The organism is Paenibacillus sp. A14 (genome assembly GCF_036864815.1).
Taxonomy (GTDB): domain Bacteria; phylum Bacillota; class Bacilli; order Paenibacillales; family Paenibacillaceae; genus Fontibacillus; species Fontibacillus sanfengchensis.
The window spans coordinates 58,418-69,581 of sequence record NZ_JBAGJD010000017.1 but is presented as its reverse complement, the minus strand read 5'-3'; the positions used below and the strand labels follow the sequence as shown (position 1 = coordinate 69,581).

General features: G+C 53.4%; 11 protein-coding genes. 2 read left to right on the top strand and 9 right to left on the bottom strand.

The features are described from left to right. Positions 1–376: 376 nt before the first annotated feature. Together V4U88_RS25130 and V4U88_RS25125 are read right to left on the bottom strand one after the other, a co-directional pair. On the bottom strand, positions 377–1,591 hold the full coding sequence (locus tag V4U88_RS25130; protein ID WP_334075597.1) for an IS4 family transposase: 1,215 nt from the start codon (positions 1,589–1,591) through the stop codon (positions 377–379). Positions 1,592–2,300: 709 nt separating this feature from the next. After that, on the bottom strand, positions 2,301–2,936 hold the full coding sequence (locus tag V4U88_RS25125) for an O-methyltransferase (RefSeq protein ID WP_334075940.1): 636 nt from the start codon (positions 2,934–2,936) through the stop codon (positions 2,301–2,303). Between the two features lie 783 nt (positions 2,937–3,719). On the opposite strand from V4U88_RS25125, the gene V4U88_RS25120 reads away from it, so the two are divergent. Further along, positions 3,720–4,871: a THUMP domain-containing class I SAM-dependent RNA methyltransferase gene (locus V4U88_RS25120; RefSeq protein ID WP_334075939.1), complete on the top strand. Its 1,152-nt coding sequence runs from the start codon at positions 3,720–3,722 to the stop codon at positions 4,869–4,871. Positions 4,872–4,919: 48 nt separating this feature from the next. Next, positions 4,920–6,944 (top strand): LTA synthase family protein, encoded by a 2,025-nt coding sequence (locus V4U88_RS25115; RefSeq protein ID WP_334075938.1) that lies wholly within the window; start codon positions 4,920–4,922, stop codon positions 6,942–6,944. 105 nt (positions 6,945–7,049) lie between these two features. Here V4U88_RS25115 and V4U88_RS25110 read toward each other — a convergent pair whose 3' ends face one another. The 7 genes from V4U88_RS25110 to V4U88_RS25080 all read right to left on the bottom strand — a co-directional run bounded on the left by V4U88_RS25110 (position 7,050) and on the right by V4U88_RS25080 (position 11,161). After that, positions 7,050–7,847: an EFR1 family ferrodoxin gene (locus V4U88_RS25110; protein ID WP_334075937.1), complete on the bottom strand. Its 798-nt coding sequence runs from the start codon at positions 7,845–7,847 to the stop codon at positions 7,050–7,052. Positions 7,848–7,889: 42 nt separating this feature from the next. Further along, positions 7,890–8,279 carry an FMN-binding protein gene (locus V4U88_RS25105; protein ID WP_334075936.1) on the bottom strand — a complete coding sequence of 130 codons (390 nt, stop codon included), beginning with the start codon at positions 8,277–8,279 and terminating at the stop codon, positions 7,890–7,892. 66 nt (positions 8,280–8,345) lie between these two features. Beyond that, on the bottom strand, positions 8,346–9,314 hold the full coding sequence (locus tag V4U88_RS25100) for an FAD:protein FMN transferase (protein ID WP_334075935.1): 969 nt from the start codon (positions 9,312–9,314) through the stop codon (positions 8,346–8,348). A 29-nt stretch (positions 9,315–9,343) separates the two neighbouring features. Continuing rightward, a complete protein-coding gene (locus V4U88_RS25095) occupies positions 9,344–9,925 on the bottom strand; it encodes a TetR/AcrR family transcriptional regulator (RefSeq protein ID WP_334075934.1) in 582 nt (193 codons plus the stop codon). 335 nt (positions 9,926–10,260) lie between these two features. Next, positions 10,261–10,491 (bottom strand): DUF1450 domain-containing protein, encoded by a 231-nt coding sequence (locus V4U88_RS25090; RefSeq protein ID WP_334075933.1) that lies wholly within the window; start codon positions 10,489–10,491, stop codon positions 10,261–10,263. 22 nt (positions 10,492–10,513) lie between these two features. Beyond that, the gene (locus V4U88_RS25085) at positions 10,514–10,816 is read right to left on the bottom strand and encodes a HesB/IscA family protein (RefSeq protein WP_334075932.1); all 303 of its coding nucleotides are present in this window, start codon (positions 10,814–10,816) and stop codon (positions 10,514–10,516) included. A gap of 87 nt (positions 10,817–10,903) precedes the next feature. Next, positions 10,904–11,161 (bottom strand): hypothetical protein, encoded by a 258-nt coding sequence (locus V4U88_RS25080; RefSeq protein WP_334075931.1) that lies wholly within the window; start codon positions 11,159–11,161, stop codon positions 10,904–10,906. Between the last annotated feature and the right edge of the window lie 3 nt (positions 11,162–11,164).

The window sequence follows — 11,164 nt, the reverse complement described above, 5'->3', positions numbered from 1 at the left end:
GTTATTCCCCTGGATTCTCGCCTTAACAGCATTAATCTTGCAAAAACCTTAACATCAGTTAGTCGTAATGAGTTGAACTAATGATGGAGGGATAGAGGCAGCCGGGTGAAATGTTCTTCCGATCGCTGTTGCTCCCGGATTTCTTGATGAATTAAATTCAGATAAGGTAGAAGTCCGGTCACAAAGGCGAACGCTACGCTTCTCCAGAATCATTTCACCCTCTTGCCTTTTCCCATCCTATGCTCTAGTTCAACTTGTTTGCCAGTGATGTTTCGCCTCTCCCAAAAAGGCAAAAAAAAGCCCCACCTCACTTCAAACGTACAGACACATTTTTTTCCAGAGTATGGTTTTTCTTCTGTTTTGGTTCTACATTTTTTTAGTAATAGATCATCCGTAGTTTCTCCAAACGTTCTGGATGAATTCTTGGACGACCGCCCTTTTTCCTTCGGCCCTTACTCGTCCGCTGCGTCACTGGATGTAAACGGTCCAAGAAATCGGTCCACGCATTCGTTAAATACGCACGCATCTTCCTCGTCACTTGGCCAATGGGCAGATCCGGAGCGTAGAGATACCGGATTTCTTCACACACTACGTACGCCAGTAGGTTTAAATAAATCAGGTTCCATACCGCCTGTGGCTTGTTGTTGTATATTTTTTTCAGATGCAAATTTGACTTCATGAATTTAAAAAATAGTTCCACTTTCCAGCGGTAGTGATACATTCGGGCCACATCTTCCGCTTTTACATCCCAGCGGTTCGTTAGAACTCGCACTTGATGAACCTTGTGCTTATTGTCGATAAACTCAAACTCGACCAGTCGGAACACGCCGGTTTGTTGGCTATCCGGGTCCTTGATTTCTACTTCGGCATCCCGCTTGATGAAACTCCCCGCGACCTTGGACTGAAGCACCCGTACTCTGCTGTTGCTCTTAAGTCGGACCACAAAGTAAATCTGATTTCGATCCCAATGGAGGAATTGTCCGTAACAGATATAACCTCGGTCAAACAAATAGGTGGTTCCTGGCTCCCAAACAAGGTGTTCCAACACTTCCGAGTCTAGGTCGGCCACCATCGCCGTGGAGAGTACGATGCCTTTTAGCCAGGCGCTTATCTCGCCGGTGAGATGCAGGCAGGTATGCATTTTTACCGCACTCTCTCCCGCTTGGCGTAATGCCCACTTCCCTCGCGGTAGGCTCAGAGTGATTGACGAGGAGTCTACCGCGGCCAGTCGCCCAAGTCCCTTGAGCTTTTTCGGTAGTGTAGGTCCCTGGTGATGCCACAGGTTTTTGAGACGCTGGAGGAACAAGTTACGAACACTGTCGGTTGGAATTTGCGCTAGTTTTCGATTTAAGGAGGAAGCATGGATCGACTCCAAGCCTACCCATTTTTGCAGCCACGGAGCACTTCGTAAATGCTCTGCGACGTTATCTAGTGAACTCCGTTTTTGCAAAATGGCCTCCAGAAAGAGAAGAATCGTGTTGCCAAAGCAAAGCTTCTTGGCGTAATGATCGCCACAGAGTAAACGCACATGGACATCCAACCAACCTAAGGCTTGACGAATCACGGATGGGTTAGGTATCTTTTTATTCAAGGAGACCTCCTTTCGTATGTGTCTGTACAATTCTACGATAACTGGGGTCTCCTTTTTTTGTAAATTATTCTTCTTACTTTTTATGTCATTTTTTTTGCAAGATTACTGCCTTAACAGCCTGTTTATGCGAAAATAAGCGCCGTGGCGGCCGTTAGCTATGGGAAATCGGCGTTTTCAGGACAAATAACGGCTGTGGCAACCGTTAGCGTTAATTTTCGTCTTTCTTGCAAGGCTGCTCATGCGACGGCGGTTAGGGAAATGGGGCACGCCGGATCCAACTCGCCACACCGAGGCGACAAGTTACAAAATAGGCAGCTCCATGTCAGGTTTGATGCAACTTCAGTGCTTTTATGGGCGTTATTTGCCCGATCGGCGGCTCTGTCAGCATAATAGCGGACTTTTTTTGGTCTTACTTGAGCAAAAAAGCCACTAGCGTTGCATTAAGCAATTGGATCATGAACAAATATGGGCCATCTTCCCTTCGAAAGCCGTGCAGGTGGATAAAGGCCTTTTGCGACAAAAAAGCTTAGATGGAGGCAGCCTCGGAAAAAAACTTCAATCCGTGTAAGTAACGCCCTATTAGGATAATAGGCCGTTATCTTGAAACCGCACCGAAGGACGGGGCGATAACGGCCCCCAGGTGTCCGGCTCGGACCGGCACGGCGTTGCGGCCGCTATGAGGCAAAGGCACAAAGCCCTGCTCCCCCGGCTACGGCTGCTTCACGACCGCCAGGGCCAGGCCGTCGAAGGCCGGCAGCATCGTGCTGATCAACCGCTCGTCGCTGGCGATCATCTCGTTGAACCGGCGCATGGCCTGAACCGATGGGCCATTCTTGTCCGGGTTCAACGTGCGGCCGCGCAGCAGGGTGTTGTCGCCGGCGATGATTGCCCCCGGCTTGGCCAGGCGGATGGCATACTCCAGGTAGGCGGGGTAGTTTTCCTTATCCGCATCGATCAGGAAAAAATCAAACCGCTCCCCCCGCTCCTCCAGTCGTTCCAGGCTGTCCAGCGCCGGCCCCACCATATAGGAGGCCAGTTCGCCAAAACCGGCGGCCGCCAAATTCCGCTTGGCCAAGGCGGCGTTCTCCTCTTTCAGCTCCAGCGACAAAAGCCGCCCTCCCTTGGCCAAACCGCGCGCCAGACAAATGCCGCTGTAGCCTCCGAGCGCTCCGATCTCCAGGATGGAATGGGCCCCCGCGACGGTCGCAAGCAGGGTTAACAGCCTGCCGTACCCCGGCGCGATCGAAACGTCATTCATCCCGCTCGCTTGAATCGACTCGGTTACCGTTCTAAGGACCTCGTCCTCGTGGTATAAATCCTCACTGTATCGTTCAGGGGTTAACATTCCGCACGCTCCTTTTACCTTGTCCGTTCACCAATTTTCGGTTTGTATCTTCATGAACATTGTCCTATACTGAATTGTATGGTTTTTACACGGGAACCACAAGAGAAACAGGCAACGCCAGCAACTTTCTCAAAGTAACTGCTAGCGTTGCATGAAATCAGACATGGTGCTGACCATTACAAGACTTATTCGCCTTCGCCGACTTAAGAAGCGGCGTGGCGAGTTGGATCCGGCACTTCTTAACTTCCCTAGCCGCCCGCCGAATTAGCGGCCTTTTGAGGCGCTATTTCGGCCCGATTCGGTTCCGCGGCAATAATAGCGGTCAACAAAGGTCTTATTGCCCTGGTGCGAACCCTGAAATCGAGGTTTGGCCCGCTATTTCCCAAAAGTAAGGCTCTAAAAAGCCGTTATCCCATACCGATGAGCCGAATTCGACAAATTAGCGCGTTATAGGCCCTTATTCAAATTGCTTAAAGCAACGCTAGTGCAAAATAACGGGAATTGTTCCCGGTATTTCGGGACCTATGCGGCTGCGGAGACAAATTAGCGGGAAAATCTCCAGCTAAATCGTCTGAATTTGTCCGGAGCGGTGATTTGGACGTGAAATAGATGGAGATTTTCCAGCAAAATCCGCTCCAAGGGTCATAAGCGGAAAATTACCGGGAGGTTTTCCCGTTAATAAGCGGTTAAGCTTGTGTAGATGGAGAAGCCAGAAGCCAGAAACCATCTGACACGCTTGCCTATCGAGTTGCGAAACCTATGAACATGGAGTTGATAAACGGAATGTCAGGACAAGGACAACTGGAATTGATCGCCACCGCGCCGATGGGATTGGAAGCCGTCGTAGCGCGCGAGCTTAAGGATTTGGGGTACCAGGATACGGTCGTGGAGAACGGCAGAGTTACTTTTAAAGGGGATTTGTACGATATTTGCCGATGCAATTTATGGCTGCGCACATCCGATCGGGTTCTGATCAAAATGGGCGAGTTCACGGCGCTTACGTTCGACGAATTATTTGAAGGCACAAAGGCGCTCCCTTGGCAGGACTGGATTCCGATTCACGGCGAATTCCCCGTCGAAGGCCGCTCGCACAAGTCCCAGCTCAGCAGCGTGCCCGCCTGTCAGGGGATTGTCAAAAAGGCCGTGGTCGAGAAGCTGAAAGAAACGTACCGCAACGACTGGTTCGAGGAAAACGGACCGCGCTACGTCATCGAAATCAACCTGCTGAACGATAAAGCGCTGCTGACGCTGGATACGACCGGCCCGGCGCTGCACAAACGCGGCTACCGCAAGGTGGCCACGGAAGCCCCGCTGAAGGAAACGCTCGCCGCGGCGATGATCCTGCTCAGCCGCTGGCATCAAAATCCGTCGCGGCCGTTTTACGACCCGTGCTGCGGCTCGGGAACGCTGCCGATCGAGGCCGCGATGATCGGCTGGAATATCGCGCCGGGCCTGCGGCGCACCTTTAACTCCGAGGCCTGGCCGGGCCTGCCGGAGTCGCTGTGGCAAGAGGCCCGCGAGGAAGCGATCGATGCCGTCAAAGACGATATTCCGCTGAATATCGCCGGCAGCGACATTGATCCGAAGGCGATTGAGATCGCCGAGGCCGCGGCCAAAAGCGCCGGGCTGGCCAAAGAGATCGCCTTCAGCCCTCTTCCGGCCGTGAAAATCCGGCCGGAGGGCGATTACGGCGTCATGATCACCAATCCCCCGTACGGCGAACGGATCGGGGAGGAGAAGGAAGTGCGCCGGTTGATCGGCCAGCTCGGCCGCGTTTATGCCGAACTGCCGACCTGGTCTTTTTTCGCGCTGACGCCGACCAAGCAGTTCGAGCATGATTTTCAGCGCAAAGCGGACAAACGACGGAAGCTGTTCAACGGCCGGATCGAATGCCAATACCTGCAATATCTCGGACCCCTTCCCCCGCGGCACTAAGCCCGGGCGGAGGGTTTCTGCATTTTTGGAAAGGGGGGGTCCCGAACCATGCCCCGAGCATTCAAGCTTTTTCGCCATTTGGGATATATCCTGTTCATTCTCGTCATTCTACTTAAATTAAGAATCCTGCACGACAACCTTCACGCGCTGTATATCGATATGAATGCGCTTGATCATCTTATCGCCGCCGGTTCGATTATGTTGGCTTCCTTCTGGACGCTGTGGCTCCCAGGGCGGGGACGGACGATTGCTCTCGGCATTTTAAACGTGCTGCTGACTGTGGTGATCTTCGCGGATCTGGTCTACTACCGGTATTTTGCGGATTTCATTACCGTGCCTGTCCTGTTCCAGGCCGGCCAGGTGGGCGAGCTGGGGGAAAGCATCCGCTCCCTCCTCCGCCCTACCGATCTATGGCTCTTCGCCGACTGGATGGTGTGGCTGGTCTCCGTGCTAGTTGAGCGGGGGTACCGGCGCCGCAAAGGAGCGCACGGGCATGCCGCCACCCGAAGTGTTAAGGAAGCACGGCACTCCTTGCACTCCTTGCACTCCTTGCACTCCCGGCACTCCGCAGCCGGCCACGATAACCGCGCCAACCGCGGCACGCGGGCGTTATCCCGCTTAATCGCGGGTCTTGCGGTCTTTGCCCTGGGCTTCGTCCTCACGATGGCCCCGATCCGTCACTATACGAAAACTTGGGCCGCCGGTCTCTTTGAAGGCGGATGGTGGAATATTTCCCTCTACAACGTGACCGGGCTGCTCGGATTTCACGGCTATGATGTCTACCGGTACGCGAAGGAACACATCGGCGGTGAAACGAAGATGACGGAGCAAGAGAAACAGGAACTTGAGAATTGGTTCGCTCAAAAAGCCGATGCCCGCAACGAAGCCAACGCCAGCTTCGGCGCCTACCGGGGAAGCAACGTTCTCGTAGTCCAGGTGGAAGCCTTCATGAACTTTATGATTGGCCGAGAAATCGGCGGCCAGGAGATTACGCCGAATTTCAATAAGCTGATGAAGGAAAGCCTCTATTACAGCAACTATTATCATCAGACAGGGCAGGGACGGACTTCGGACGCCGATTTTTCCTCCCAGAGCTCCCTGCACCCGCTTCCCACAGGGTCCGTCTTTGTTCGTTACCCGGATCACAGCTATGACGTCCTGCCGCAAATTCTGGGAAGCCGCGGGTACGAAACCGCCGTTTTCCACGCCTATGAGGGGGGCTTCTGGAACCGCAACAACATGTACAAAGCGATGGAATACGACCATTTTTACAGCAAAAAAGACTTCACCCTGGACGAGCCGCTAGGCTGGTCGCTGGGGGACAAATCGTTTTTCCGCCAATCGCTGGACCTGATGAGCAAAGAAAAGCAGCCGTTTTACTCTTTTTTAATCACGCTTTCCAGCCATCATCCCTACTCCCTTCCCGCCGCGGTCAAAGAACTGGATACCGGGGAGTTCAAGGATTCGATGTTCGGCAATTATCTGGAATCGGTTCATTACGCCGATGCCGCCTTGGGCGAACTGATGGAGGGAATGAAGGAGAAGGGACTTTGGGACAATACGATCCTTTACGTGTACGGCGATCATGATAATTCGATTACGGAAAAAGAGGACTACGAGAAGTTTTTGGGTAAGCCGCTGACCGAGCTCGATATGCATCAAATCATGAATCAGGTGCCCCTGCTCGTTCACCTGCCTGGCGGCAAAACGACCGGCGTGGACGACCGCCCTTCGGGTCAGCTTGATATGGCTCCATCGCTCCTGCATGTGCTGGGCATTCCGTCGGACGGCTACTACATGATGGGCAACAACCTGTTCGCCTCGAGCCCTCCATTTGTCGTTCTCCGGTCCGGTGCCTTTACCGACGGGAAGCTGTATTATATTCCTTCCCCGGACAATCTGTTCGAGAACGGCGCCTGCTATGATCTCGCTACCGGTACCAAAACCGATATCGAGCCGTGCCGGGTTCCGTACGATCGCGCCAAAAAACAGCTGCAAATCTCGGACAGGCTGATCACGGAAGATTTGATTCCTCAGTTGAGGAATGCGATGGTTCAGGAAAAACAGCTGTAGTATGCCAAAAGGCCGGCCGGGTTCGACTTGAACCCTGTTCGGCCTTTGGTTCGCTACAAAGAATGCGGCGGTTTCGTCAGCGTCAACCATGCAGTTTTTTCATGATTACGAAAGCGTCTTGCCTTTGCTGATTTCAGCGATACTCACGTAAGGATTGACGTATCTCCCTTTTTTCTCGGTCACTTTCCCATACTGTGCGGCTTGAGCGGGGCAATAATGGATGCATGCCAAACATTGCGTGCAGCGCGCCCCCCAATCAGGCCTATCGTCTACCAGAATATTGCCGCAATTGCATACCTTGGCGCAGATTCCGCAGCCGGTGCACTGATCTGTGGCGTGAAATTTTTCTGTCTTCATGGCATTCTTGGAAAACATAGGATGGATCACCCCGGTGACCAACCAAGGCAGCCGGCCTCGATTGACCCGAAACTCCTCCGCTTTCCGGGCTACCGCTTCGTTGATGTACCGCAAGGTTTCGTTGGCCGCCGCAAGTTTTTCTTGCCGAACCGCCTCGCTATCCACATCCCCCATCATGATATAGTTGTTCGGCATGATCACGGAAAACCCGCTGTTTAAAGGCAGACCATGTTCTTTCAATGAGCGGGCCGTCAGCTTCATCGTATTTCCCGCGCTTCCCCCACAGGTGACGACCGAAAATACGTAATTCCCACGGTAATTTCGAAGTTTCAGCTTTTGGATAAAATCCAGTACGATCGGCGGCGGCCCCCACGCATGCACCGGATGCACAAAACCTACGACCTCGTTGTCCCGAAGTTCGTATTCATAGACGTCCTTGCCGCTTCCGACCGCGGCCGTGATGGAGATCAGTTCCTCCTCTTGCCGGCTCGCGATCGTTTTTGCCGCGTACAGCGAGTTGCCCGTTCCGGTAAAATAAAAAATCATCGGATCCACCTCTCCGTCCCGCTTCGGGAACCTTATTGACTTCTATTTTTGCGCTTGGCCGAGCGCGTCCTCCACTGATTTGAGGTAAGCTTTGGAGGTGATCGTCGCGCCGCTGATGGTGTCCACTTTAAGCGACTGCGAAGCGAGGACCCTGCCGTACAAATTGCCGGTAAACTCCGGCGTTTGATTCTCTTTATGCATCAACAGCTTAATATCCGTTACCTTTCCCGAGGAAACGGTAACCTGAACCTGATTGGCCCGTAATTTGTACTTCCCGCCGGCATAACTTCCGATATACGTTCCGTCCTTCAGGTTCTTAAAGTCCAAGTCGGCAATCGGGAGCTGCCTGCCTTCCCTCCGTTCCCCCTCGGTGAACAAGAGCCCGCCACCGACAACTGCCGCCAGCGTAAGCACCACTGCAATAATCCACATCCCTATCCTTCCTTTCGCTCGCTTTGAACCCCTCTTTTGGTTCATCCGCTTTGTCCTCCCTTGGATTTAGGCAATGACGGCGGCCAACCCCTCTTGTGCCTGAAAATGATTCTTTAATCCCGGCGTCACGTAAACCTGCCCGCGCCGGTCGACGAAAACGGCCTCGGCTCCGGGGAAGCCGCGGAGGAACGACAGGCCCCGCTCCATTCCGGCCACAAACACCGCCGTCGACAACGCATCGGCCGCAGCAGCGCTGTCCGCGACGATCGTTACGCTGATCAGGCCGGCATCCGCGGGATATCCTGTCGCCGGATCCAGAAGATGATGCCGCCGGATCCCCATGGCGTCGATAAAATAGCGCTGATCGTCCCCCGACGTTACGACCGCCCTGTCGACGACGTCGACCGCGCCGATCAAGCGGTTTTCCCTTCTCGGATGGCGGATGCCGACACGCCATGGAGCACCGTCCGGTTTGGCGCCCAAGACGGCGACGTTACCGCCGAGATTGCTGAACGCGGAGGCGACACCGAAACGGCGGAACACCTCAATCAGCTTGTCGCTGGCGTACCCTTTGCCGATCGCCCCCAGATCTATCGACTGGCCCCTAACCCTAAGTCCGGCAGTTTGGGTCATGGACTCCAGGCGCAGATCCGCATAATTCACCAGGGATAGCGCCTCCCTGATCCTTTCGTGATCTGGAGCGGCTGTGGCGTTTTTATAATCCCAAAGCTCCACCAGCGGGCCGATGGTAATATCAAACGCTCCACGGCAGAGGCCCGAAAAGCGGCCGGCCAGAGCCAGCACTTCAAATGCCTCGGGGCTGAGTTCGACCTTCCCTCTGCCCGCCAGCCTGTTGATTTTGGCGATGTCGCTATCGGGGGCGAAGCGGCTTAGCAGGCGTTCCAAGCGTTTGACTTCCGCTTCGACCGCCTGAAGCGCATTTTCCGCGCTTTTACCGTAAGCTTTGTGCCACAACTTGGTTCCCATCCCCAAACACTCGGAATCGATCGACTCGGTTGATTTTGACCGGCCCATTCGCGGGTGACCTCCTTTCTAACTTCGCGTTATCGAGGACGACGGGTCAGCCCATCCATGACAAACTCCGTCATATAATCCTGGAGCTGCGGAAAATACGCCAGCCCGATTTCTTCCTTGTGCGTATCGATGTTGATGATGGCCGCAAACATTGCCATAATCATCTCGCTGTCGATATCGTCCCGCAACTTCCCTTCCGCCTGCCATCGTTTCACCATTTCGGCCGATTGGCCATAAACGAAATCGACAGCTTCCTGGCCGTTTTCTTCGCGGTACAGCTTTTCGATTCGGCCGAACACGTCGCGGTTATACCATTCCTTCAGGATCGGGTGCGACTTCATACCCTCCTGATTCCGCGCCAGAAACCCTTGAATTATCCGCAATGGCTCTTCATTCGGATCGACGGACGCCATCAGGTCCCTTTTGAGCTGCGCGTTTTCCTCCAAAAAAATCTCCATGAACAGATTCTCTTTCGAAGGATAATAGTTGTAAAAAGTGCCTACGCTAACTCCGGCTTTTTGAGTAATGCCTGCCACGTTCGTATCCTTGAATCCTTTGGCGCTAAACAACTCCTTTCCGCATTGATAAATTCGGGTTTTCTTGTCTTCCACTTGCCTGACCTCCGATGCTGGTTTTGCCGAGGAATCGTTAAATTTGTGATTTATTTCACTTATCCCGGCGTATTTTCGCTTTCTTGGTATGGCGATACGGTCTCTTGCTCCATTGCCGGTTAGATACTTCATTTGATGTCGACCGCGGCCAAACATGTGAATGAATATTATTTTATTCATTCACACTTTATTGCAGTTTCCCTTTTTTGTCAATAGACGGCATCCGGGTATCCTCTGCATCGACACGACAAAAAACCGCAGGTGCACAAAAGCTCCTGCGGTTCATTTTGTTCCGTACCAGTAGTGAAAAAGACCTCGGGCTAAGTAGCCCGCCCCTATTTCGGTTTCTTAACAAACGGCGCCGCCTTGGTCAAAACCTCGTCTTCCGTCGGCGCGCTGACATAGCGGCCGTTGATATAGACGAAGGCCCGCTTGCCGCAGGGGCCGCAGTAGGACTTGCAGCCGATTTTGATCTCGGCGTCCGGCGCCAGTTTTTGCAGCTTCGGCACAAATGTCTTCATGCGGATATGATTGCATTTGTCACAAATGCGAATATCGTTAGCCATGCTCTTCCCTTCTTTATGCGGATTAATGATCCCCATGGTTTCCTTTGGAAGGGTTGGTGATTACGAAGCCCTCCTGCGGAAAATACAGATAATCGATTTTAACGCCTTCCAGGAGCGGCTCGTTTACGTCAACGATGACGTCGATCTCTTTATCGGTAGACACGACATGGTCATTCTCGTTCTTTTTGACCAAATCCAGGCCGTAATGAGCGTGGTCCCCGTGGGCGTGGGTGATGAATACCTTCAGCACGAGCCCTTGGTTCTCTTCCTTCTCCAGTTCCTTCTTTATCACTTTCGCCGCATTGCGGGTAATTTTGGCGCTCATCGAATCAACCTCTCCTATCGGGTAGCTAGAATAACAACCTTAACATTCCTATTGTAAAGAATCCGCCCCATTCGCGCAAGGGTCCCCTTATCTTTCAATTTCCCGCACGGGCTGCTTGTCCTTGCGCTCCGCCCGATCCACGAACCAATTCATCAGCAGCATCGTCACCGCGATATCATCGACCGGTATAAAAGGCAGCACGTCAGGCAGCACCCAGTACAATACCGCCGGGACCGCCAGCAGCAGCTTGTCCGTCAATGGAACGCGGGGAGACCGCAGCAGTCCGGGAAGCCGGCGGAATACATGCGCCCAACGGCGCAGCGACCAAAGCTTAGACCATTTCATGGA

Excerpts from the sequence above, each read along its gene's own strand:
- V4U88_RS25085 (WP_334075932.1), bottom strand. The coding sequence starts at position 10,816 with ATGAGCGCCAAAATTACCCGCAATGCGGCGAAAGTGATAAAGAAGGAA.
- V4U88_RS25115 (WP_334075938.1), top strand. The coding sequence starts at position 4,920 with ATGCCCCGAGCATTCAAGCTTTTTCGCCATTTGGGATATATCCTGTTC.
- V4U88_RS25100 (WP_334075935.1), bottom strand. The coding sequence starts at position 9,314 with ATGGGCCGGTCAAAATCAACCGAGTCGATCGATTCCGAGTGTTTGGGG.
- V4U88_RS25105 (WP_334075936.1), bottom strand. The coding sequence starts at position 8,279 with ATGTGGATTATTGCAGTGGTGCTTACGCTGGCGGCAGTTGTCGGTGGC.
- V4U88_RS25110 (WP_334075937.1), bottom strand. The coding sequence starts at position 7,847 with ATGATTTTTTATTTTACCGGAACGGGCAACTCGCTGTACGCGGCAAAA.
- V4U88_RS25125 (WP_334075940.1), bottom strand. The coding sequence starts at position 2,936 with ATGTTAACCCCTGAACGATACAGTGAGGATTTATACCACGAGGACGAG.
- V4U88_RS25090 (WP_334075933.1), bottom strand. The coding sequence starts at position 10,491 with ATGGCTAACGATATTCGCATTTGTGACAAATGCAATCATATCCGCATG.
- V4U88_RS25120 (WP_334075939.1), top strand. The coding sequence starts at position 3,720 with ATGTCAGGACAAGGACAACTGGAATTGATCGCCACCGCGCCGATGGGA.
- V4U88_RS25080 (WP_334075931.1), bottom strand. The coding sequence starts at position 11,161 with ATGAAATGGTCTAAGCTTTGGTCGCTGCGCCGTTGGGCGCATGTATTC.